The organism is Roseobacter sp. HKCCD6576-2 (assembly GCF_013179285.1).
Lineage (GTDB): Bacteria > Pseudomonadota > Alphaproteobacteria > Rhodobacterales > Rhodobacteraceae > Rhodophyticola > Rhodophyticola oceani.
Genome location: NZ_WVNW01000001.1, coordinates 635870 through 659092, shown reverse-complemented (window position 1 = coordinate 659092; position 23223 = coordinate 635870). Strand labels below are relative to the sequence as shown.

24 protein-coding genes are annotated in these 23223 nt (G+C 59.5%); 17 read left to right on the top strand and 7 right to left on the bottom strand.

Annotated features, from left to right (window positions below; translation table 11 throughout):
- Positions 1 to 18: 18 nt before the first annotated feature.
- From sdhA to GTF44_RS03205, 9 genes are all read left to right on the top strand, one after another.
- On the top strand, positions 19 to 1827 hold the full coding sequence (gene sdhA / locus GTF44_RS03245; RefSeq protein WP_171557479.1) for a succinate dehydrogenase flavoprotein subunit: 1809 nt from the start codon (positions 19 to 21) through the stop codon (positions 1825 to 1827).
- On the top strand, positions 1824 to 2153 hold the full coding sequence (locus GTF44_RS03240) for a succinate dehydrogenase (protein ID WP_253261141.1): 330 nt from the start codon (positions 1824 to 1826) through the stop codon (positions 2151 to 2153). Before sdhA ends, GTF44_RS03240 begins: the two co-directional genes overlap by 4 nt.
- A 2-nt stretch (positions 2154 to 2155) precedes the next feature.
- Complete coding sequence (locus GTF44_RS03235; RefSeq protein WP_367383357.1) at positions 2156 to 2422, top strand: hypothetical protein; 267 nt, start codon at positions 2156 to 2158, stop codon at positions 2420 to 2422.
- A gap of 6 nt (positions 2423 to 2428) precedes the next feature.
- The gene (locus tag GTF44_RS03230) at positions 2429 to 3244 is read left to right on the top strand and encodes a sulfotransferase domain-containing protein (protein WP_171559548.1); all 816 of its coding nucleotides are present in this window, start codon (positions 2429 to 2431) and stop codon (positions 3242 to 3244) included.
- Positions 3245 to 3265: 21 nt separating this feature from the next.
- A complete protein-coding gene (locus GTF44_RS03225) occupies positions 3266 to 4045 on the top strand; it encodes a succinate dehydrogenase iron-sulfur subunit (protein WP_145212104.1) in 780 nt (259 codons plus the stop codon).
- A gap of 1 nt (position 4046) precedes the next feature.
- Positions 4047 to 4343 (top strand): hypothetical protein, encoded by a 297-nt coding sequence (locus GTF44_RS03220; RefSeq protein ID WP_171557474.1) that lies wholly within the window; start codon positions 4047 to 4049, stop codon positions 4341 to 4343.
- A gap of 249 nt (positions 4344 to 4592) precedes the next feature.
- Positions 4593 to 5750, top strand: coding sequence for a sialidase family protein (locus GTF44_RS03215; RefSeq protein WP_171558583.1), 1158 nt, complete (start codon positions 4593 to 4595; stop codon positions 5748 to 5750).
- A 131-nt stretch (positions 5751 to 5881) separates the two neighbouring features.
- Positions 5882 to 6034, top strand: a complete 153-nt coding sequence (locus tag GTF44_RS03210; protein WP_171557472.1) for a hypothetical protein — start codon at positions 5882 to 5884, stop codon at positions 6032 to 6034.
- Between the two features lie 67 nt (positions 6035 to 6101).
- A complete protein-coding gene (locus tag GTF44_RS03205; protein ID WP_171557470.1) occupies positions 6102 to 7736 on the top strand; it encodes an FAD-binding dehydrogenase in 1635 nt (544 codons plus the stop codon).
- A gap of 16 nt (positions 7737 to 7752) precedes the next feature.
- Here the strand turns inward: GTF44_RS03205 and deoD are convergent, their stop codons facing one another.
- From deoD to GTF44_RS03190, 3 genes are all read right to left on the bottom strand, one after another.
- Positions 7753 to 8457 (bottom strand): purine-nucleoside phosphorylase, encoded by a 705-nt coding sequence (gene deoD, locus GTF44_RS03200; RefSeq protein ID WP_171557469.1) that lies wholly within the window; start codon positions 8455 to 8457, stop codon positions 7753 to 7755.
- A gap of 9 nt (positions 8458 to 8466) precedes the next feature.
- Positions 8467 to 8778 (bottom strand): H-NS family nucleoid-associated regulatory protein, encoded by a 312-nt coding sequence (locus GTF44_RS03195; RefSeq protein ID WP_171557467.1) that lies wholly within the window; start codon positions 8776 to 8778, stop codon positions 8467 to 8469.
- 124 nt (positions 8779 to 8902) lie between these two features.
- Positions 8903 to 10867: a protein meaA gene (locus GTF44_RS03190; protein WP_171559545.1), complete on the bottom strand. Its 1965-nt coding sequence runs from the start codon at positions 10865 to 10867 to the stop codon at positions 8903 to 8905.
- A 194-nt stretch (positions 10868 to 11061) separates the two neighbouring features.
- On the opposite strand from GTF44_RS03190, the gene GTF44_RS03185 reads away from it, so the two are divergent.
- From GTF44_RS03185 to GTF44_RS03175, 3 genes are all read left to right on the top strand, one after another.
- The gene (locus GTF44_RS03185; RefSeq protein ID WP_171557465.1) at positions 11062 to 12438 is read left to right on the top strand and encodes a 1-acyl-sn-glycerol-3-phosphate acyltransferase; all 1377 of its coding nucleotides are present in this window, start codon (positions 11062 to 11064) and stop codon (positions 12436 to 12438) included.
- 158 nt (positions 12439 to 12596) lie between these two features.
- Complete coding sequence (ccrA, locus tag GTF44_RS03180) at positions 12597 to 13892, top strand: crotonyl-CoA carboxylase/reductase (RefSeq protein ID WP_171557464.1); 1296 nt, start codon at positions 12597 to 12599, stop codon at positions 13890 to 13892.
- Positions 13893 to 14027: 135 nt separating this feature from the next.
- Positions 14028 to 15494 carry an FAD-dependent oxidoreductase gene (locus GTF44_RS03175; RefSeq protein ID WP_171557463.1) on the top strand — a complete coding sequence of 489 codons (1467 nt, stop codon included), beginning with the start codon at positions 14028 to 14030 and terminating at the stop codon, positions 15492 to 15494.
- Here the strand turns inward: GTF44_RS03175 and rpe are convergent.
- Positions 15491 to 16171, bottom strand: a complete 681-nt coding sequence (rpe, locus tag GTF44_RS03170) for a ribulose-phosphate 3-epimerase (protein ID WP_171557462.1) — start codon at positions 16169 to 16171, stop codon at positions 15491 to 15493. The two genes, GTF44_RS03175 and rpe, sit on opposite strands and share 4 nt — an antisense overlap.
- 122 nt (positions 16172 to 16293) lie before the next feature.
- On the opposite strand from rpe, the gene GTF44_RS03165 reads away from it, so the two are divergent.
- From GTF44_RS03165 to GTF44_RS03150, 4 genes are all read left to right on the top strand, one after another.
- Positions 16294 to 16743, top strand: a complete 450-nt coding sequence (locus GTF44_RS03165; protein WP_145212133.1) for a DMT family transporter — start codon at positions 16294 to 16296, stop codon at positions 16741 to 16743.
- Between the two features lie 173 nt (positions 16744 to 16916).
- A complete protein-coding gene (gene deoC / locus GTF44_RS03160; RefSeq protein ID WP_171558581.1) occupies positions 16917 to 17840 on the top strand; it encodes a deoxyribose-phosphate aldolase in 924 nt (307 codons plus the stop codon).
- 112 nt (positions 17841 to 17952) lie between these two features.
- Positions 17953 to 18216, top strand: a complete 264-nt coding sequence (locus tag GTF44_RS03155) for a Rap1a/Tai family immunity protein (RefSeq protein WP_171557461.1) — start codon at positions 17953 to 17955, stop codon at positions 18214 to 18216.
- A 22-nt stretch (positions 18217 to 18238) separates the two neighbouring features.
- Entirely contained in the window at positions 18239 to 20593 is a 2355-nt protein-coding gene (locus tag GTF44_RS03150; protein ID WP_171557460.1) for an aldehyde dehydrogenase family protein, read from the top strand.
- Positions 20594 to 20599: 6 nt separating this feature from the next.
- Here the strand turns inward: GTF44_RS03150 and GTF44_RS03145 are convergent, their stop codons facing one another.
- A complete protein-coding gene (locus GTF44_RS03145; RefSeq protein ID WP_171557459.1) occupies positions 20600 to 21241 on the bottom strand; it encodes a DUF1523 family protein in 642 nt (213 codons plus the stop codon).
- A 15-nt stretch (positions 21242 to 21256) separates the two neighbouring features.
- The gene (locus tag GTF44_RS03140) at positions 21257 to 21517 is read right to left on the bottom strand and encodes a hypothetical protein (protein WP_171557458.1); all 261 of its coding nucleotides are present in this window, start codon (positions 21515 to 21517) and stop codon (positions 21257 to 21259) included.
- Between the two features lie 103 nt (positions 21518 to 21620).
- Between GTF44_RS03140 and GTF44_RS03135 the strand changes: the two genes are divergently transcribed.
- Entirely contained in the window at positions 21621 to 22898 is a 1278-nt protein-coding gene (locus GTF44_RS03135; RefSeq protein ID WP_171557456.1) for an acetylornithine deacetylase/succinyl-diaminopimelate desuccinylase family protein, read from the top strand.
- Between the two features lie 9 nt (positions 22899 to 22907).
- Here the strand turns inward: GTF44_RS03135 and GTF44_RS03130 are convergent, their stop codons facing one another.
- Positions 22908 to 23105, bottom strand: coding sequence for a hypothetical protein (locus GTF44_RS03130; protein ID WP_171557454.1), 198 nt, complete (start codon positions 23103 to 23105; stop codon positions 22908 to 22910).
- Between the last annotated feature and the right edge of the window lie 118 nt (positions 23106 to 23223).

Genomic DNA, 23223 nt, shown 5'->3' with positions numbered 1-23223 from the left:
ATAGGAGCATTTTCCAACATGACGGCTTCGTACGACATCACTCACCATACCTATGACGTTGTTGTTATCGGCGCGGGCGGCGCGGGCCTGCGCGCAACGCTCGGGATGGCCGAACAAGGGCTGAAAACGGCCTGTATATCCAAAGTGTTCCCGACTCGCTCACACACGGTCGCCGCCCAAGGCGGCATCGCGGCCAGTTTGAGCAACATGGGCCCCGATCATTGGCAATGGCATATGTATGACACGGTCAAAGGCTCCGATTGGCTGGGTGACACCGACGCGATGGAATACCTGGCCCGTGAGGCGCCCAAGGCTGTTTACGAACTCGAACATTATGGCGTGCCGTTTTCCCGCACCGAGGAGGGCAAGATTTATCAGCGTCCCTTCGGCGGCCACACCACGGAATTTGGCGAAGGCCCGCCCGTGCAGCGCACCTGCGCCGCGGCGGACCGGACCGGTCATGCCATTCTGCACACGCTTTACGGCCAGTCGCTGAAGCATAACGCAGAATTCTATATCGAGTATTTCGCCACCGACCTTCTGATGTCGGAGGATGGTTCCTGCCAAGGCGTCGTGGCCTGGAAACTCGACGATGGCACGATGCATGTGTTCAACGCCAAGACCACCGTTTTAGCGACCGGCGGCTATGGCCGCGCCTATTTCTCGGCCACCTCGGCCCATACCTGCACCGGCGATGGCGGCGGGATGGTCGCACGCCAAGGGCTCCCGCTGCAGGATATGGAATTCGTGCAGTTCCACCCCACGGGCATCTATGGCTCGGGCTGTCTGATCACCGAAGGGGCGCGCGGCGAAGGTGGTTATCTGACCAATTCCGAAGGTGAGAGGTTCATGGAGCGCTATGCGCCGACCTATAAAGACCTTGCCTCCCGCGATGTGGTCTCGCGCTGCATGACGATGGAAATCCGTGAAGGTCGCGGCGTCGGGGCGGATGGGGATCACATTCACCTGCACCTGAACCACCTGCCACCGGAAACCCTGGCAGAACGCCTGCCAGGCATCTCCGAATCCGCCCGCATCTTTGCCGGCGTCGATCTGACGAAAGAGCCGATCCCGGTTCTGCCCACCGTACATTACAATATGGGCGGGATTCCGACGAATTATTGGGGCGAAGTATTGAACCCAACCGCGAAGGACCCTGATGCGATTGTGCCGGGCCTGATGGCTGTCGGCGAAGCGGGGTGTGCCTCGGTTCATGGGGCAAACCGGTTGGGCTCGAACAGCCTGATCGACCTGGTGGTCTTTGGCCGGGCGGCGGCGATCAAGGCGGGCGAAGTGGTGGACGCGAACGCGCCAAACCCGACACTGAACCAAGCATCGCTTGATCAGGCCTTGGCCCGGTTCGACGACATCCGCCATGCAGATGGCGACACCTCCACGGCTGAGCTTCGTCTTGAGATGCAGAAGAACATGCAGGCCGATGCCGCCGTCTTCCGCACCGACAAGACGCTGGCCGAAGGCGTGAAGAAGATGGAAGGCGTTGCCGCGAAAATGGATGATCTCAAGGTCACCGATCGCAGCTTGATCTGGAACTCCGATCTGATGGAAACGCTAGAGCTGACCAACCTGATGCCGAATGCGCTTGCCACGATTGTGGGCGCGGAGGCGCGGAAAGAAAGTCGCGGGGCCCATGCCCATGAGGACTATCCAGATCGGGATGACAAAGAGTGGCGCAAGCATAGCCTCGCCGTGGTTGATGGCACCAAAACCACGCTCAGCTATCGCCCGGTGCATCTGGACCCGCTGACCGAGTCCAAAGATGGCGGCATCGACCTGAAGAAGATCGCCCCCAAGGCGCGGGTTTATTGATCCGCGCTGCACTCATATCTTTGAGCCTCGTGGCGCTCGCCTCTTGCAATGTGGCGCAAGAGGCAGCGGATGTGATTGCGCGTGATCAAGCCCGTGGCGTGGTAAATGGCATCGTTGCGGAGCGGTTCCCAGGCATCAATGCGGCGCCCGTCACCGATTGCGTCATCGACAATGCCAGCGCGCAGGAGATTTTGAGCGTCGCACAAGCCGCAGTACTGGGCGTCAACGACCAGACCGTCAATACCGTCACATCCATCCTACAGCGCCCCGATACGATCCGTTGCATCGCACAAAACGCACTGATCTCGCTCGAGGATTTCGCATGAGAATGCTGGCGCTTCCCCTCGTGGCAAGCCTTGCGGCGTGCGGCCCGACCTCGCCAGAGCGCGCCTATGAGATTTGCGCCGACCGGGCGCGGGCCGCCGCCGGACCAACGGGGAGCATTGGAATTGGCGTGGGCAGCGATGGGCCAAGCACGAGCCTCGAGATCGGGATCAGCACCGATTATCTCAGAGGCCGCGACCCGGCCGATGTGTATGACAGCTGCTTTCGTCAACTGACCGGCGCGGGGCCAACCCGACCGTTGCTCTTGTGAGACGACATGATGACTGAGACACCACGCCTGATCGCCGTTGGAACGCATCACAAAACCGGGACGGTTTGGATGCGACGCGTGTTCAACATCGGCTCTGACACGTTGGAGATTCCGCGCATCCGGGTTCAAGGCACGCGCAACGAAGACCAGATACCGGACAAAGGGCGCGCGGTGATCGTGAACTGGGACTCCGCCTTTTCAGATGGGCTGCTGGACCGGACCGATCTGCGGGGGTTGCATATGATCCGCGACCCGCGCGACGTCTTGATCTCGGGGATGCGTTATCACCAGATCGCGCCGGAAGCTGGCGAAAAGGCGCTGCATGTTCCGCGCAAAGAGTTTGGCGGCGACACCTATCAACAACATCTGAATGGCCTGCCGGCCCTGCATGATAAGATGCTGTTCGAAATGGAGAATATGCATCTCAGGACGCTTAATCAGATGACGGCTTGGCGCTATGACCGACCAAATATCCGGGAGGTGCGCTACGAGACCCTGATGCAGGATCACGACATGGCGATGTTCGCCGATATCCTGGATTTCCTGGGCTTCGAGGGTCGCGACAAGGACACAATCCTTGAGATCTATTGGGCCAACAGCCTGTTTGGCGGGATGAAAGAAAAATCCGACCGGCCACGCCGAGTCGCGCTGCACATCCAGTCGGGCGAAGCCGCGCAGTGGGTCACCAAACTGCCGCGTTCGGTCGCTGAGATTTATGCCGACCGCCATGGCCAAGCCTTGATTGATCTTGGCTATGAAACCGACACATCTTGGGTCAACCGCTGCCCTGACAGCGTCGAGCTGACCCCAACGACATCCTGAGATCGAGGACCGGAGACAGACATGGTTGAACTGACGCTTCCCAAAAACTCCCGCATCCGCACCGGCAAGACCTGGCCAAAACCCGAAGGCGCCACAAATGTACGCAAGTTCAGCATCTATCGCTGGAACCCTGATGACGGCAAAAATCCCCAGGTCGATACCTATTTCGTCGATATGGATACCTGCGGGCCGATGGTTCTGGACGCACTGATCAAGATCAAGAACGAGATCGATCCGACGCTGACCTTCCGTCGCTCCTGCCGCGAGGGGATTTGCGGCTCCTGCGCGATGAATATCGATGGGATCAACACGTTGGCCTGTATCTACGGCATGGATGAGATCAAGGGTGACGTGAAAATCTATCCCCTCCCCCACATGCCGGTGGTGAAGGATCTGATCCCCGATCTGACGCATTTCTACGCGCAACATGCGGCCGTCATGCCCTGGTTGGAAACCAAGACCCAAAACCCGGAGCATGAGTGGCGCCAATCCATCGACGACCGAAAAAAGCTCGATGGGTTGTATGAATGTGTGATGTGCGCCTGCTGCTCGACGTCTTGCCCGTCTTATTGGTGGAATGGTGACCGCTATCTCGGCCCTGCCGCACTGCTCCACGCCTATCGCTGGATCATCGACAGCCGCGATGAGGCGACGGGTGAGCGTTTGGACGATCTCGAAGACCCGTTCAAACTCTATCGCTGCCACACCATCATGAACTGCACCAAGACCTGCCCCAAAGGCCTGAACCCCGCCAAGGCCATCGCATCGATCAAGAAGATGATGGTCGAGCGGCAACTCTGACATGCCGGAAAAAGAGCTTCCGGTCGCCTTTACGTCACCGGAGGAGTTCCACGAGGTGATGCGCTATCTCTCTGCGCGGATGGGGTACATCAACCGCGTGGCGGGCGATGAGAAGGTGTTTCTGGTTGAGATCAGCCGGATCCTGACCAGACTTGGCCGCCTTTTCGAGGACGGCTGTAAGGATCAGGAACTCCTTGCGCAATTCGGGAGCGGGTGGGCCATGGGCACAGCGACCGAGGAAGAGCGGCGTATGATCTTGGCGGACGCTTTGCTGCCGAAGGGCCCTCCCAAAGATTGAAGGTTCCACATTGTGCGATGCGTAAGCTGGCCATTGGGCGCGGCGGCGCCCCTTTGTTGTGAAGACGTTTGTTCAGGACTCACGGCGGCTCTGTCGATGAAGCAGGGTGTGGGCCGGGAGCCGATGGCGTGGTCTGTACGCAAAGGAGGATGGGCCGGCGTGAACAAAGAGCGGTTCCGCTCCGCCTCCGGTCGATAGGGAAAATCGGCCACGCATGTTATCCTCTCCGTCATGAGCGGAGGGGACATGATGGCATCTGATCTCAATCTTCTTGTTGGCACCACCAAGGGCGCCTTCATCCTTACGGGGGATACGGCGCGGCAGGTCTGGCATATCTCCGGCCCGCATTGTGACGGTTGGCCGATCAATCATGTGAATGGCGATCCCGCGAACGGTCTGATCTGGGCCGGAGGCGGCAATGACTTCCTTGGCGCGGGCATCTGGCGCTCCGGCGATGGCGGGGGCACTTGGACGCTCTCCAAACTCTCCAAAGGGGAAATCGATGATTGGGCTGCGAATGACCCGGAAACCGCGCGGTTCTTGAACTGGGAACCCGTGGAAACCGGGTTCGATGGCGAGGTTTCGGCAATCTGGTCCGTCGCGAAGGTCCATGACACGCTCTATGCAGGCGGTAAGCCCGGCATGCTATTTGCGAGCACCGATGACGGCGCAACTTGGGAGAAGGTGACCACCCTGTCGGACCACCCGGACAAGGATCAGTGGAACCCCGGCGCAGCCGGGCTTGTGCTTCACACCATCGTCTCGGACCCTGATCAGCCGGGCAAACTCTGGGCCGGCATCTCAGCTGCGGGCGTTTTCGCCACCGAAGATGGCGGACAGAGTTGGGAGCGGCGCAACCGCCTATCAAATGCCGAGTCCTGTTCCGGGCACGATCATCCCGCCGCGCCCCATAATGGGCAGACGGGGCTCTGTGTGCATAACATCGTGCGCGCGCAGGGCGATGTGCTCTACCAGCAAAACCACCATGGCGTCTTCCGCAGCCCCGATGGCGGACGGAATTGGCACGATATCACCGCAGGCCTGCCCTCGACCTTCGGCTTCCCCATCGCCCTGCATCCGACGGATCCGTACACGATCTGGGTCCTACCTCTGAACGGCGATAACGAAGGGCGCTACCCGCCACAGGCCCGTGCAGCCGTTTGGAAATCCAGCGATGGCGGCGAAAGTTGGCAGGCCAAACGCCACGGCCTGCCTCGCGAGAACTGCTTCTTCACCGTGCTGCGCCAAGCCATGGCCACCGACCGCCAAAGCCCCGCAGGGGTGTATTTCGGCACAAACACCGGCTCGATCTTTGCCAGCCGCGATGAAGGCGAGACTTGGGACGAAATAGCCAGCCATCTGCCCACCGTCCTTTCTGTCGAGGTTTTGGAGCGTGCCGCGGAGTGACCCGCCGATGTCGCGCTGGTGAGCCTTGCACCACACACATAGCGCGCCTGCGGAAAGATGAGATGTGCCCTGCCCGGCCAGCGCATAGTCTCTCTGTCAAAGGGAGGCCATTTGACTGCAAAGAGGCCAAGATGCCAAACACCGTGACATTTCGCAAACCGACGCCCGCCATTGATCCAGACGTCGCCCTGCAGATTTTGGAAGAGGCTTGGGCCTATTACACGCCCAACCCGACAGAGGTCGACGAGACCCCGGAATACCCGGAGCTGACCGAGGCGGCCTAACGTTAGGTCCGGTTCGACAAGAACCAAATCTCAATGCTAGCCTCCTCCGCTCAAGGAGGGAGCTGGCATGGGACAGGCAGACATCATCGTCATCGGCGGCGGGCTGTCCGGCCTTGTTGCCGCGCTTCATGCCGCTGAGCGTGGGCGCAGGGTGCTGCTCTTAGATCAAGAAGGCCCACAATCGCTTGGTGGGCAAGCTTGGTGGTCGCTTGGCGGGTTGTTCATGATCGACACGCCGGAACAGCGGCGCCTGGGTTTGAAAGACAGCCGAGACCTCGCCGCCACGGATTGGTTTGGCGCGGCTCAATTTGACCGACCGGAAGATGCGAACCCACGGAAATGGGCCGACGCCTATTTAGATTTCGCGGCAGGCCCGATGCGCAGCTATCTCCACGGGCTCGGCATGCGGTGGTTTCCCGTGGTGGGGTGGGCCGAACGCGGCGGTGCATTGGCAGACGGTCACGGCAATGCAATCCCCCGGTTTCACGTGACATGGGGCACGGGCACCGGCGTCGTGAAACCTTATGCCGACAGGGTCACCCAACATCCCAATATCACTTTGAAATATCGGCACCGCGTCCGGGGGCTAACCGTCGATGGCGGCGTATTGACCGGCGTGCACGGCGATATTCTGGCCGATGACAGCGCCATCCGTGGCGGCGCGACCAATCGAGAGGTCACCGGCGATTTCACCTATGACGCCGAGGCGGTGATTGTCACCACTGGCGGGATTGGCGGCAACCACGACCTGGTGCGAGAATACTGGCCGCGCGATCGGTTGGGCAGCCCGCCGATCAAGATGGTGGCGGGCGTGCCGGATTATGTCGACGGCCAGATGCAGTTGGCGACCGAGGCCGCTGGTGCGGCTGTGATCAACAAAGACCGCATGTGGCACTACTGCGAAGGGCTAACCAATTGGGATCCGATCTGGCCCAATCACGGTATCCGCATTCTGCCCGGCCCGTCATCAATGTGGTTCGATGCACTTGGCGACCGGATGGAGGCGCCCTGTTTCCCCGGCTTCGACACCCTCTCGACGCTCAAACGCATCCTGGCCACGGGGCAAGAGCATTCTTGGTTCATCCTCACCCAGAAAATCATCGAAAAGGAGTTCGCCCTTTCAGGCTCCGAGCAAAACCCCGATCTCACCTCCGGCAAGTGGCGTTCGGTGATCAAGGAACGGTTGGGCAAAGGCGCGACGCGGGCGGTTGAAGCGTTCAAGACACATGGTGAAGACTTCGTGGTGGCGGATGATCTGCCGACGCTTGTTGAGGGGATGAACAAGATCACCCCGCAAATGCCCGTCGATCTCGCCCATATTCGGACTCAGATTGAGGCGCGCGATGCCCAACTTACGAACAAAGTCTCCAAAGATGCGCAGATCACCGCGATCCGGGGCGCGCGGGCGTATCTGGGGGATAGATTGATCCGCACCGCAAAACCCCATGCGATCTTGGATCCGGCAAACGGCCCCTTGATCGCTGTCCGGCTGAACATCCTAACCCGGAAATCCCTTGGCGGGCTTCACACCAATCTCAACGGACAGGTGCTTCGCCCCGATGGGAGTGTCTTTGACGGTCTCTTCGCGGCTGGCGAAGTCGCGGGTTTCGGTGGTGGTGGCTTTCACGGCTACAATGCCCTGGAAGGGACATTCCTGGGCGGCTGTATTTTTTCAGGTAAGATCGCGGGTGAAGCTGTTTAGCTTCACCGCAGGTCTTTTATGAAAACGCGGCTTCCAACGCGATTTCGACCATATCCGAGAAGCTCGACTGCCGATCTTCCGAGGGCAATGCCTCACCCGTCACCAGATGATCCGAAATCGTCAGGACTGCCAATGCCCGCCGCCCATATCGCGCAGCAAGAGTATAGAGCTCCGCCGCTTCCATTTCGACGGCAAGGATACCGTGCCGGGTCATTTGTTCGTTGAGGTCAGGGCGCTCGTCATAAAATACATCGGACGAATAAATTCCGCCGACATGGGTGTCACAGCCCTTGGACGCCGCCGCCACATGAGCCGCCTGCAACAAACTCCAATCGGCGCAAGGCGCATAATTGAGTTCTTTGAAAAACCCCCGCGATGGGGTCGAGAGCGTTGACGATGTCATCGCCAGAACCACATCGCGGAGCTTAATCTGCGGCTGCATCGCGCCAGCAGAGCCAATCCGAATGAGCGTTTGCGCACCATAGTCCCGGATTAGCTCATTGGCATAAATCGAAAGGCTGGGCATGCCCATGCCCGAACCATGAATTGTGACAGGATGACCGCGCCAAGTGCCGGTAAAACCCAACATGCCCCGGACCTCATTGACACACACAAGATCGTCCAGAAACCGCTCAGCAGCCCATTTCGCGCGCAACGGGTCTCCAGGCATAAGAACAGTTTCGGCAATATCGCCGGGCTTCGCACCAATATGCACAGTCATCGCTTTGCCTCAGATCGCCATATCGTCAAGCGACTTGCCAGCGGCAAGCGCGTCTTTGATCCATCCAGGTTGCCGGCCGCGACCCGTCCAAGTCTGACTTGCATCTGCCGGGTTGGCGTATTTCGGCAAAGATTTGGGCCCTGATCCACTTTTTCCGCCAAGAACTTCCTCTAAAGAAAACCCGTGCTCAAGCGCTGCCTTTTGGGCTGCGGCGAGAGCCTCTTTTTTCTTCCTCTTATCGACATCTTTAAGAGCAGCGTCCACATCCCGCCGCAACTCCAAAAGCTCATCACGCGACATTTCGTTTAAGTTTTTTGCCATTTTAATGGTCCCTATTGTTGACTCGGGTTTGCTATGCCGCCTTTTGACGCCATGCAATAGGACCTATTTATGGACATGTCTTTTTAGGCAGGTTTACACTTATGAAGTTTTGGGTATCGACGCATCATTCTGCGGCGATGGGCTGCGCGTCGACAAGGTGAACAATGTCCATCATGATGCGATTTAGCTCGAAATCCTTGGGTGTATAGACTTTCGCAACCCCATAGCTCAGCAGAATCTCCACATCTTCATCGGGGATGATTCCCCCAACCATCACGGGAACGTGAGACATGCCTTCTGAATGCAGTCTTTCCATAACTTCTTTTATTAGCGGCACATGGCTGCCCGAAAGAATCGATAATCCAATAACATGGGCATCCTCTATTTTTGCGGCTGCAACGATTTCTTCTGGTGTTAGCCGTATGCCTTCATAGGAGATATCCATTCCGCAATCCCGCGCGCGGAACGCGATTTGTTCAGCGCCATTGGAATGGCCATCGAGCCCCGGCTTGCCAACCAAGAATTTCAGACGCCGCCCAAGTCTGTCGCTGACCATATCTACGGCGTCGCGAATATCGTCCAGCCCTTCGGTTTTATTCGATGGGCTCCGGGCAACGCCGGTCGGACCCCGGTATTCGCCAAACACGGCCCGCATTACGCCGGCCCATTCGCCCGTGGTCACGCCCGCTTTGGCGGCGGCAATTGAGGGCGGCATGACATTTGCACCGCTCTTGGCAGCATCGCGAAGCGCTGCGAGCGCTTCGGCGACGGCATTGGCGTCTCGTTCCGCCCGCCAGGCCTCCAATCTCGAAATCTGTTCGGCCTCTACAGCGGGATCGACGACCATGATGCCCCCATCGGCTTCGGTCAAAGGCGATGGCTCGGTGGCGGTGTATTTGTTCACACCGACAACCACAGTTTCGCCTTGCTCAATCCCGTGAACACGGTCGGCATTTGACTCAACCAGGCGGCCCTTCATGTAGTCGATCGCGGCAATTGCACCGCCCATCGACTCCAGATTAGCCAATTCTGCCCGCGCGCCGTTTTTCAGCGTCTCCACTTTGCCGGCCACAGCGGGGTTCCCATCAAACAGATCTCCATGTTCCAGAAGATCGGTCTCAAACGCCATGATCTGCTGCATCCGCATCGACCATTGCTGATCCCACGGCCGCGGCAAACCAAGCGCCTCATTCCAAGCCGGCAATTGCACCGCACGCGCGCGGGCGTTTTTGCTGAGTGTCACGGCAAGCATTTCGATCAAAATGCGATAGACATTGTTTTCCGGCTGCTGCTCGGTCAGCCCAAGGGAATTGACCTGCACGCCATAGCGGAACCGGCGGTATTTCGGGTCTTCAACGCCGTAACGCTCCTTACAGATCTCATCCCACAGCTCCACAAAGGCCCGCATTTTGCACATCTCGGTGACAAATCGGATACCCGCATTCACAAAAAACGAAATCCGCCCGACCAAAGCGGGAAAGTCCGCCGGATCGACTCGGGGCCGCAACGCATCCAGAACCGCCGTCGCGGTTGCCAAGGCAAAGGCCAATTCCTGCTCCGGCGTCGCGCCGGCCTCTTGCAGATGATAGGAACACACATTCATCGGATTCCATTTCGGCACGTTGGAATAGCAATACTCCGCGACATCCGCGATCATTTTCAGCGACGGTTTCGGCGGACAGATATAGGTGCCGCGCGATAGATACTCTTTGATCAGATCATTCTGCACAGTGCCTTGAAGCTTCGAAACATCCGCCCCCTGCTCTTCGGCCACCGCGATATAGAGCGCGAGAAGCCACGGCGCGGTCGCGTTGATCGTCATCGAGGTGTTCATTTGCTCTAACGGGATCTGATCAAACAGTGCCCGCATATCGCCCAGATGAGACACCGGAACACCGACCTTGCCGACCTCGCCGCGCGCCAATTCATGATCGCTGTCATACCCGGTCTGCGTCGGCAGATCGAAGGCAACGGACAGGCCGGTCTGCCCCTTTGCGAGGTTCCCGCGATAGAGTGCATTGGAGGCTTTGGCCGTCGAATGACCAGCATAGGTGCGGATGAGCCAAGGGCGGTCTTTGTCTGCGGTCACGGGCGGCGCTCCTCAAATCAGGTTTCGGCAACTTTATTCCACTCGGAGGGGTATATTGGGAATAATATGTCGATGTCAATTCGCTGCGTCGCGGCATTTCGATCCTTCTGACCTGGATGCGGCTCTCCTTTGTCTCCGACCGCGCCATCGCAAACGATTGTGTGCGCCTCGGTTTCCTGCCAGGGTCGCCTGCGATGACGACCACGGTGGAACTGCCGCTTTGGGCTTTGCTCTTGATCCTCGCTTTTGCGGCGGTCGCGGCGTTGAATAATGTACTGGTGCCCTCGGTGCGCTGGTATTTGCGGCGACGGCTCGAGCGCGCCGTTGGCCGCTTGAACGAGCGGCTCGCCCGACCGATTCAACCGTTCAAACTTGCGCGCCGGAACGATACCGTCCTGCGCCTTGTGTATGACCCCGAGGTGGCGCAGGCGATCGTTGATCATGCGCGCAGCACCGGCATCCGCGAAGACGTCGCCGCGCAAACCGCCGAGCGCTATGCCCGAGAGATCGTGCCGGGGTTCTCGGCGCTGACCTATTTCGGTTTCGCGATCCGGGCGGCCAAGTTTCTCAGCAAATCGCTCTATCGCGTGCGCCTCGCGCAAGCTAATGACGCCGCGCTTGAGGCGATCGACCCGGATGCCACGGTGATCTTCGTGATGAATCACCGATCAAATATGGACTATGTCTTGGTCACCTGGCTCGCCGCCGAACGCTCGGCCTTGGCCTATGCGGTTGGTGAATGGGCACGTGTCTGGCCACTCCGCCAATTGGTGCGGGCTATGGGCGGATATTTCATCCGGCGGCGGCATAACAACCCGCTCTATCGCAAGGTGCTGGCGCGCTATGTTCAGATGGCGACAGAGGCTGGCGTCACACAAGCTGTCTTCCCCGAAGGGGGGTTGAGCCAGACCGGCGCGCTTGGCACCCCGAAGCTCGGCTTGATCTCTTACATTCTCGATGGGTTTCGGCCAGGCAAATCCCGCGATGTCGTCTTTGTGCCCGTTGCATTGAACTACGACCGGGTCATGGAAGATCGCAACCTGATCGAGGCGCATGAGAAGGGCACAAGGCGGTTCCGCTTCAGCCTTTGGCCGATCTATCGCTATCTGCGGCGGCAAATCTGGCTGAGACTAACGCGGCGCTTCCACCGTTATGGGTATGCCGCCGTCAGCTTTGGGGCCCCTTTGAGCCTGACCGAGTTTTTGAAAGAGCCTGCCGACGACGTCCCGGCACTCCTCGGTGCCGAGTTGATGCAGCGGATCGGAGCGGTCATGCCGGTCGTGCCCGTGCCCCTCGTGTCCTATGCTCTGCGCGCCGGTGTGCGGGATCGCGCGGAACTGCGTGCCAGAGTTGGTGACCTGGTTGAGGGCGCACGCCGCCGAGGTGCGGAAGTCCACATCCCCCGTGATGATCTCGATTACACAACCGAAGCTGGCCTGCGGGCATTGATCGAGCGGCGGATGCTCTCTGAAACACCGGACGGGTTTGTTCTGAGTGAAGACGGGGAGGCCATTGTTGCCTTCTATGCGCGCTCCGTGGAACATCTTCTGGGCGATCAACCCAACCGCTAAAGCAACCTCAGGTTGATAATCTCGACCCTTGCGACATATTATTTCTCAAAACATCGATTTCATGTTTGCATTGTTGCGTGACCATCTTTATGTCTCGCTGCACCAGCACGGAATCGTTCCGCGCCGCAGCAATTCTAGATGAGGCAGTAGGAGGCCCAATGGCTTTGGATATCAGTCCCGCACCCGCCGTTTACGACGCGCCGAAAAAGGACCTCTATGAGATGGGCGAAATGCCCCCTATGGGCCATGTCCCGGCGCAGATGTATGCCTGGGCGATCCGTCGTGAGCGCCACGGCGATCCTGACACCGCGATGCAAGTCGAAGTGGTGGACACGCCCGCGCTCGACAGCCACGAAGTGCTGGTTCTCGTGATGGCCGCCGGTGTGAACTATAACGGCGTTTGGGCCGCGCTTGGCCAACCGATCAGCCCGTTTGACGGCCATGAGCAGCCCTATCACATCGCCGGTTCCGATGCGGCGGGCATCGTTTGGGCCGTGGGCGACAAAGTCAAACGCTGGAAAGTCGGCGACGAGGTTGTGGTCCATTGCAACCAAGACGATGGCGATGACGAGGAATGCAACGGTGGCGATCCGATGTATTCGCCAAGCCAGCGGATCTGGGGTTATGAGACGCCGGATGGGTCGTTCAGCCAGTTCACTCGGGTGCAGGCGCAGCAATTGATGCCGCGCCCCAAGCATCTGACTTGGGAAGAATCCGCCTGCTACACCCTGACGCTGGCCACTGCTTACCGGATGCTGTTTGGTCATGAGCCGCATGACCTGAAGCCAGGTCAAAACGTGCTGGTCTGGGGCGCATCAGGTGGTTTGGGCTCTTATGCGATCCAGTTGATCAACACGGCGGGCGCCAATGCGATTGCAGTGATCTCCGATGAAGATAAGCGTGATTTTGTGCTGGGCCTCGGCGCCAAGGGCGTCATCAACCGCAAGGATTTCAAATGCTGGGGTCAACTGCCAACGGTGAACACGCCGGAATATAAGGAATGGTTCGCGGAGGCGCGGAAGTTCGGCAAGGCGATCTGGGACATCACCGGCAAGGGTGTGAATGTCGATATGGTCTTCGAGCATCCGGGCGAGGCGACCTTCCCGGTCTCTACACTGGTCTGCAAAAAGGGCGGTATGGTCGTGATCTGCGCCGGGACCACCGGGTTCAACTGCACCTTTGACGTGCGTTACATGTGGATGCACCAGAAGCGCCTGCAGGGCTCGCATTTCGCGCATCTGAAACAGGCCTCTGCCGCAAATAACTTGATGCTAGAGCGACGGCTTGACCCCTGCATGTCTGAGGTTTTCCCCTGGGCGGAACTGCCCGAGGCGCATATGAAAATGCTGCGTAATGAGCATAAGCCGGGGAACATGTCCGTCTTGGTTCAGGCACCCCGCACGGGCCTAAGAACCTTGGAAGATGTGCTTGAGGCCGGGCCCTCCGCCATCTGACAAACAACAAACGTACACTCTATCAACGCGCGGTCGGATCCCCGACCGCGCGTTTACTTTGTTGCGGGTCATCAATGACTTGGCAGCAGGGCCAAGCCTGCTAGGGTCGTGCGGCGCAAACGTCTGGAGACCGCGATGCCCGATACTGACTCCCCCGAATTTGGGACCACCCCCTGGGATCTTTGTATCATTGGCGCGGGGATTGCCGGACTGAATGCGCTTTTTGTGGCGTGTGAACATCTGCCGTCAACGGCCCGGGTTCTTTTGGTGGATCGGAATGACCGCTGCGGCGGGATGTGGACCAAGACCTACCCGTATGCGCATCTCCACCAACCGCATCCGATGTTCACCGTCGGCGACATCCCCTGGAATTGGACGAAGCCAGCGCATTACCTAGCAACCGGCGCAGAAGTTGCCGCCCATCTCTCGGCCTGTCTCGATCAGATGCGCAGCAAGCTTCATTTAACCGAGGCTTACGGCCAAACCTGTAATGGGATTTGCGAGGGTGTCGAGGAGGGCGAGAGTTTTGCCCAAGTTCAACTGCGCGCCGTTGACGGCGGCAGCCAACAAACCGTCCGCGCCAAACGTCTGATTGATGCCCGTGGTCTCGACATTCCGAAGATCAAGCCGCTTGCCCTATCCTCAGACCAAGTGACCTCTACGACGCCTCATGCCCTCGACATTGCCGGCACGGCCCCAGTTTATGTCATCGGTGGTGGCAAGACCGGCATGGATACGGCCCATGCGCTGGTTAAAAACGCGCCCAGCCGTTCCGTGACGATGCTCACTGGCGAAGGCACGATCTTTGCCAATCGCGATTTCACCTTGCCAACGGGGATGGCACGCTATTGGCGCGGCAAGCTGGTCGTGCCCACCTTTCGCGAACTGGCCATGCGATTTGACGGCACAAATCATGACGCGGTTTTCGCGCATTACCGCGACACCTATACGATCAGCCCAAGCGGAACGGGGGAACAATTCCTCTTCGGCATTCTGTCAGAGGCCGAAAGCCAGACGATCGCCAATGGGGTGGACGGGTTCATCGGCGATTACTTGACCGATGTGCGCGACACCGACACGGGGCCGGAGATGATCTTGCGCTCCGGCGCGCGTCACGCGGTGCCCGCCGGTTCCGTCTTCGTCAATTGCACCGGGCATCTGCTGCGCCAAGAGCGCCCTTACACGCCATACCTGTCGCCAGGCGGAGCGATCCTGACCATCACCTCACGCTCTGCGGCGTATTTCCTCAGCAGTGTGGCGGGGTATTTCTTGCCGCATCTGTTCCTGACGGACAAACTCCGCGACGCGGGCCTCTATGAGATCGATTTTGACGCGCTCCGTCAGATCGATCGCAAATTAATGCATATCGTCGGCGTGACGCACACATTCTTAAACACGATCATCATCATGGACGCCCTGCCATTCCGGGTGCTCGACCGTTGCGGCTTGGACCTAGACCGATGGTTCCCGCTGCATCGAAGGCTGGCGGCTCTGATCGACGTAAAACTCAATCGCCGCCGCTACCTTGATCACACCCGCCGCGCCCTCGACCGGGTCCGGGAAGAGCATGGCATTGCCTGCGGACCCCTTCCGGCGGCCTAACTGGCTGCGGCGCGGATCGCCCGGATATTGTCTCCATACACATGCGGCGTATCGACTGAACCGCCTTTAAATACGGCGGAGCCCGCAACAAGCACATCTGCCCCGGCCTTCGCGACGAGCGGGGCCGTGGTCGGATCAATGCCGCCATCCACCTCGATATGGATCGGGCGATCGCCCACCAGAGCGCGGGTTTGAGCCACTTTTTCCACCATCGAATGGGTGAACTTCTGCCCGCCGAAGCCCGGATTGATTGTCATCACCAGGATCAGGTCAATGGCATCAAGGATATGCTCAATATGGCTAAGCGGCGTCGTCATGTTCAGCGCCACGCCGGCCTTCGCGCCATGATCGCGGATCGTCTGAAGCGTGCGATGCAAATGGGGGCCAGCTTCGGCATGAACGGTGATCATATCCGACCCCGCCTTGGCAAAGGCCGCAATATACGGGTCTGCCGGGGCGATCATCAGATGCACATCCATGAAGGTCGTCACATGAGGACGGATCGCCGCCACCACATTCGGTCCGATTGTCAGGTTGGGCACGAAATGCCCATCCATCGGATCGACATGAATCCAATCCGCTCCTTCGGCCTCAACCGCCCGGATTTCGGCACCAAGATTGGCGAAATCCGCGCTGAGAATGGAGGGCGCGATTTTAATCGAACGGTCGAAAGGCATGGGCGGAAGATCCTTATCTCTGGCAGCGCCTCCTGTTACCCCGCGCACCCGGGGCTGTCACGCCCCCTTGCGGAGGTCCGGTCCGCGCGCCAGGGTGCGCCGACCCGCGGAAAGGACAGATCATGACACCTGCCATCTGGCTCGCCCTCATCGCCGTTGCCATCGGAGGGGCGGCAATTGCCGTGCAGGCCCCGATCAACAGCCGCTTGGCCACACATGTCGCCGACCCAGTCGTCGCGGCGGCGATCTCGTTCGGCGTTGGGTTCGTAGCGCTCAGCGTCGTGGCGGTGATGCGTGGCGCGGTGCCAAACGCGGTCGCAGGCATGGGTGACGTGCCTTGGTGGGCATGGACCGGTGGGGCGCTTGGGGCCATCTATGTCTGGGCGTCGATCTGGTCCGTCTCGACCCTGGGGGTGGTGACCTTGGTGGCCGCGCTGATCTTCGGCCAGCTCACCGCCGCCCTGGCGCTGGATGCACTCGGGGCGTTTGGCATGACAGTACGGGAGATCAGTTGGACCCGGATCGCGGCGGTGGGGTTCGTCGGCGTCGGATTGGTTCTGTCGCGCCTCTAAACTCAAAATTTGACCAAATGGTCAAGCTTGCCTTGGCAGGGCGGACATGAGACGCTAAACCGGCTTGTCCCATTTTGATTGGCTGTTCCTCCGTGACCCACGCTCCAGACCCAACCGCAACATCGCTTTCCGAGACACAGCTGCCGCAGGTGCATGAACCGCGCAATGACGGCATGGCGCTTGACCTAGATTGGGTCGCACGGGTGCAGGCCAACACATCGGCCATTGAACGCCGGGCATCGAGCTTGCCAGGCCGCCGCACCGTGAAAAAGGCCTATCAGGCGGCTTGGCTGGCCAAAGCCATCACGTTGATCGACCTCACCACTCTCTCGGGCGATGATACGGCCGGGCGGGTGAAACGTCTTTGCGCCAAGGCCCGGCAGCCCGTCCGCGCCGACCTGCTTGAGGCGCTTGGCCTGCCGCCGATCACCACCGGCGCGGTTTGCGTCTATCACGATATGATCGAAACCGCGGTCGAGGCGCTGGACGGCAGCGGCATTCCCGTTGCGGCCGTTTCGACCGGGTTTCCCGCCGGGTTGTCGCCATTTCACCTCCGCGTGGCCGAGATTGAAGAGAGCGTCAAAGCTGGCGCTGCGGAAATCGATATCGTGATCTCGCGCCGCCATGTGCTGACCGGCGATTGGCAGGCGCTTTATGATGAAATGAAAACCTTCCGCGCGGCTTGCGGCGAGGCCCATGTGAAGGCGATCCTAGCCACGGGGGAACTCGGCACGCTCCGCAATGTCGCCCGGGCCTCGCTGGTCTGCATGATGGCAGGGGCCGATTTCATCAAAACCTCCACCGGCAAAGAAAGCGTCAATGCCACGCTGCCAGTATCGCTGACCATGATCCGCGCGATCCGCGCCTATGAGGCCGCGACCGGCATGAAGGTCGGCTACAAACCGGCTGGCGGGATTTCCAAAGCCAAAGACGCGCTGGTCTATCTCAGCTTGATGAAGGAAGAGCTGGGTGATCGCTGGCTTCAGCCCGACCTCTTCCGTTTCGGCGCATCATCGCTGCTTGGCGATATCGAGCGGCAATTGGAACACCACGTGACGGGGGATTACTCCGCCGCATATCGGCATGCGATTGGGTGATGTCTTTGCACTCCACACATATCCCGGAAGCGCTCAGATGAGAGTGTTCATTGCAGCAACTATTTGCGTGATCTCTTATTGGACGCCTAATCTAACACTGAGTGACACGGTCATGAACGCTCGCACCTTGCTGGATGCCTGCACCAGAGTGGATATCGATTGGGTAAACTTCTGTAACGGGTTTATGCAAGCTGCTCATGATCAGGCAGTTGGCTTGGGCCTTATTTGTGTGCCATCGGGGACGACCCGGTTGGAATTAGTCGAGACATTCGATGTGTTGGCAAGCCGCTTAATCGCATTGGAACCAACCCTTGGCGAAGAGGCTGGGATGGATGTAGCCATCATCGTCTTGAGCGACGCCTACCCATGCAACTGACGTTTAGTTGGAGTAAATCGACATGAGCACCCGCGAGATCTTCGACTCAATGGACTACGGGCCCGCACCCGAGGGGGATGCCGAAGCCCGTGACTGGATTGCCGACAAAGGCCCGGCCTTTGGCCATTTCATCGATGGGGCTTTCACGGAACCCGGCGAGACCTTTGCCTCGAACAATCCGGCCAACGGCGAGACCTTGGCCGAGATCAGCCAAGGCAGCGCGGCCGATGTGGATATGGCCGTGGCCGCCGCACGTCGCGCCTTCCCGAAATGGGCCAAGCTGACCAGACATCAACGGGCGCGGCATCTCTATGCGCTGGCCCGGCTCTTGCAAAAACACAGCCGCCTCTTCGCCGTGCTGGAGACGATGGATAACGGCAAACCGATCCGCGAAAGCCGGGACATCGACATCCCGCTGGCGCAGCGGCATTTCTACTATCACGCCGGGCTCGCGCAGCTTCTGGAAGATGAAATGCCCGGCCATGCCCCGCTTGGCGTCTGCGGCCAGGTGATCCCGTGGAACTTCCCGCTTCTGATGTTGTCGTGGAAAATCGCACCGGCCCTGGCGGCGGGTAACACGGTTGTCCTAAAGCCGGCCGAGTATACCTCTCTGACGGCGCTCCTTTTCGCCGATATCTGCCGCGAGGCGGGCTTGCCCAAGGGCGTGGTGAACATCGTCACCGGCGATGGCCGGACGGGCGAAGCGATCACGACACATCCCGACATCAACAAAGTGGCCTTCACCGGCTCGACCGAGGTTGGCCGCCGCATTCGGCAGGCCACGGCCGGATCTGGCAAATCCCTCACGCTCGAGCTTGGGGGCAAATCGCCCTATATCGTCTTTGACGATGCCGATATCGACAGCGCGATTGAGGGGCTGGTCGATGCGATCTGGTTCAACCAAGGTCAGGTCTGCTGCGCTGGCTCGCGGCTCCTGGTGCAGGAAGGCATTGCCGAGGATTTCCACGCGCGGCTGAAAGCGCGGATGGACAAGCTCCGCATCGGCGACCCGCTTGATAAATGCATCGATGTCGGCGCGGTGGTGGACCCGGTGCAGCACGCCACGATCACTAGGCTGGTTGACGAAAATACCGAAGGGCAGACCTATCGCGCCGCCGTGCCTTTGCCTGAGACGGGGTGTTTCTATCCGCCGACTTTGATCACGGGGCTCTCAACCGCCGCTCCGCTCATGCAGGAAGAGATTTTTGGCCCGGTTTTGGTGTCGACCACCTTCCGCACGCCAGCGGAGGCGGTGCAGATCGCCAACAACACGCGATATGGGCTGGCCGCGACGCTTTGGACCGAGAACCTGAACCTGGCGCTCGATATCGGGCCGAAACTGGCCGCCGGTGTGGTCTGGGTGAATGCCACCAACCTTTTTGACGCTGCAGCCCCCTTCGGCGGCGTGCGGGAAAGCGGATTTGGCCGTGAAGGCGGATGGGAAGGGCTTCTGGCCTATCTGAAACCCATCGTGAAGACCAAGGCGTTGACAGCGAAAGCACCGATCCCGGCACCCGATGCACCTGACGCGCCCGGTCTCGACCGGACCGCGAAGATGTATATCGGCGGCAAGCAGACCCGCCCCGATGGGGGCTATTCCGAACCGGTCTGGTCAGCCAAAGGCAAACTGCTTGGCCATATGGGCCTGGGCAATCGCAAAGACATCCGCAACGCCGTGGAAGCCGCCCAAGGCGCGGCAGGCTGGTCGAAGACCACTGGCCACCTGCGCGCGCAAATCCTGTATTATATTGGCGAGAACCTCTCGGCCCGGGCCGATGAGTTCGCAAGCCGCATCCGCGATCTGACCGGTGTGACCGCGAAACAGGCCGAGGCGGAAGTCGAAACCGCGATTGACCGGCTCTTCACCTATGCCGCTTGGGCCGACAAATTCGACGGCACGGCGAAATCGGTCCCGATCCGCGGCGTGGCGCTGGCAATGACCGAGCCGGTCGGGGTGATCGGAGCGCTGGCACCAGATGATGCGCCGCTGCTTGGTGCGATCTCGCTCATCGCGCCCGCCATCGCGATGGGCAACCGGATCGTTCTGGTGCCCAGCTATGCCGCGCCACTCGCCGCAACCGATCTTTACCAGGTGCTGGACACCTCCGATGTTCCCGCCGGTGTCGTGAACATTGTCACGGGCGACCCGGCTGAACTGACCAAACCCTTGGCCGGTCACATGAATCTCGACGCCATTTGGGCCTTCACCGCCCATGCTGGCGCGGATGTGGTCGAAACCGCCTCAGCCTCGAACCTGAAACGGACTTGGGTGCATGATGGCCAAGGCATTGATTGGATGAGCAAAGCAGGCGAGGGCAAACGTTTCCTTCAGGCCGCGACCGAGGTGAAAACGATCTGGGTACCCTATGGCGAATAGGACCGGCTAACGCCGCCGTCCTGCCATCCAATCGCGGAGTTTCGCCCACCGAACGGCTGTGCGATCGACAAGCGGGTCGATCACGCGGTCCTCGAACCGTTCCCACATGCGCCACATAAAAAAGAGTATCAATGCCAGGAACGCAAGGATGACGATGTTCAACCATGGGAACAGGGTCACATCCGACCCCGCCACAGGACGGATGCTTACGGCGTTAGGATAGGCGGTCGGGAAATGCATCCGCCAGCCGTAATGTGTGATCGCCACCCATTGCGGATCCGCTTCGGAACTCACCAGGTTGGTGGCCTCAGCCTGCAAATCCGCCGTGTCGAGCTTGAAGTAAGGCGGCCAGCCAAACCCGGTATCCTCATTGCGATAGACCATGACCCGCCCTGGGGAGACGACCTCACCGGTATCCGAGAGCCGGTCGGGAAATACGGCGTTGATGAAGCGGATATCCCGACTCCCTGTGGCGGACGCGCCGTCCTCGGCATTGGAAAAGAACCAGCGGCTGAGATTGGTGAAATCCTCCCGGACAACCTCGGTCCCGGTAATTCGCACGATGTCGCGTTGCGGTAGCGTGTAGTGGAAGAACGCCCCGACGATCAGAAGCAGAACAAGCAAAAAGATGATCCGTGGCCAGCGCATGGGCAGGACCCTTTCCTAATTCGTGACGTAGACGAAGACGCTAAGCGCAGTGATCGGCAGGACATAGACCAGGATCAATAACCAACGGCTCACCCGGCGGAGTTTTGGCCCCTCCTGCTCCCGGACCCAATCGCCACGATCACCGGGACGGCCCTCCATGACCCAATCTTCCTCCAAACGCGCGCGGATACCGGCGCGCCAGTAAAGGAAAACGCAGACATAGACCAAGGTCAGCACAACAATGAGGATGATCGCCATCCGGCCGATATTTAGCATGGGAGCTCCCTGGGTTCGCGATGTGTCATAAACCCTTATATGGGGCACGAAAAGAGCTTTGGCAGGGCTTGAAGCCGCGCGCGCTCGGGCGCAATCTGCGGATATGACGGAAATCTCACGCCTTTATGCCGAAATCACCGCCCGCCGCGACGACTTGGTCGCGTTGACGCAAGATCTGATCCGCATACCGACATTGAACCCCCCTGGGCGCAATTATCGCGAGATCTGCGACTATCTGGCGGCCCGGCTGAGTGACAAGGGTTTTGAGGTCGAAATGATCCGCGCCTTTGGTGCGCCCGCCGACAGCGAGACCTATCCACGTTGGAACCTCGTCGCCAGGCGAGAAGGCGGCGCGGCTGGCGATTGCGTCCATTTCAACTCCCATCATGATGTGGTCGAGGTTGGCCATGGCTGGACCACCGAACCGTTCGGCGGCGAAGTCAAAGACGGGCGGGTCTATGGCCGGGGCGCGTGCGATATGAAGGGCGGGCTTGCCGCCTCGATCATCGCCGCCGAGGCCTTCCTGGCGGTCCATCCCAATTTCAAAGGCGCGATTGAGATCAGCGCGACGGCAGATGAAGAATCAGGCGGCTATGGTGGTGTCGCCTATCTGGCCGAGCAGGGGTATTTCGATCCTTCGCGGGTGCAGCATGTGATCATCCCGGAACCGCTCAACAAAGACCGGATCTGCCTTGGCCATCGCGGTGTCTGGTGGGCGGAGATCGAAACGCATGGCCGGATTGCCCATGGCTCGATGCCATTTCTCGGCGATTGTGCCGTGCGCCATATGGGGGCTGTCCTGGAAGAAATGGAGCGGTATCTGTTCCCGCTTCTGGCGACGAAACACACCGCAATGCCCGTCGTCCCCGACGGGGCAAAGCAATCCACGCTCAACATCAATGCGATCCACGGCGGTGAACCGGTGCAAGATCCGGATTACACCGGCTTCCCATCAGCCTGCGTGCCAGACCGGTGCCAGATCACCATTGACCGGCGTTTTCTCATAGAAGAAGGCATTGACGAGGTGAAAGCCGAAATCATCGGCATGTTGGAGAAGATTAAGGCCGAGCGTCCGAATTTCACCTATGAACTGCGGGATCTTTTTGAGGTGCAACCATCGATGACCGATGAGGACGCACCGGTGGTCAAAACGGTCCAAGCGGCGATCGAGAAAGTCCTTTCAAAACAGGCGGAGTTTGTCGTCTCACCCGGCACCTATGATCAAAAGCATATCGACCGGATCGGGCGTTTGAAGAACTGTATCGCCTACGGGCCGGGCATTTTGGATTTGGCGCACCAGCCCGACGAATGGGTTGGCATCGACGATATGATCGACAGCGCCAAGGTCATGGCGCTGACGCTGGAAGAGCTGTTGCTGTAGGGTTGGGGTTTAGGCGTATTCCGGAAAACCCAGACGCTCAATCGCATCTCGGGCGGCGGCACGCACAGCCTCATCCGCGGATAGAAGCTGCGCGTTGAGGTCTTTCATCAAAATACTCAACGTTCGTGAACTGGCTTGCTCGGCGATAAAACTCGCGACCTGATCGGTCGACAGATTGAGAATGTCTGTAGCGCTTGGCAAGGCCATCGAGCAACTCCGCTATGGTTTGATATCGCGTTCCCCACAGCGAACTCTAATACAAGGTCTCGATTCGAGCGACTCCTAAGTAACGGTTTTGCGACAGCGCGCCGCAGTGCAGCATGAC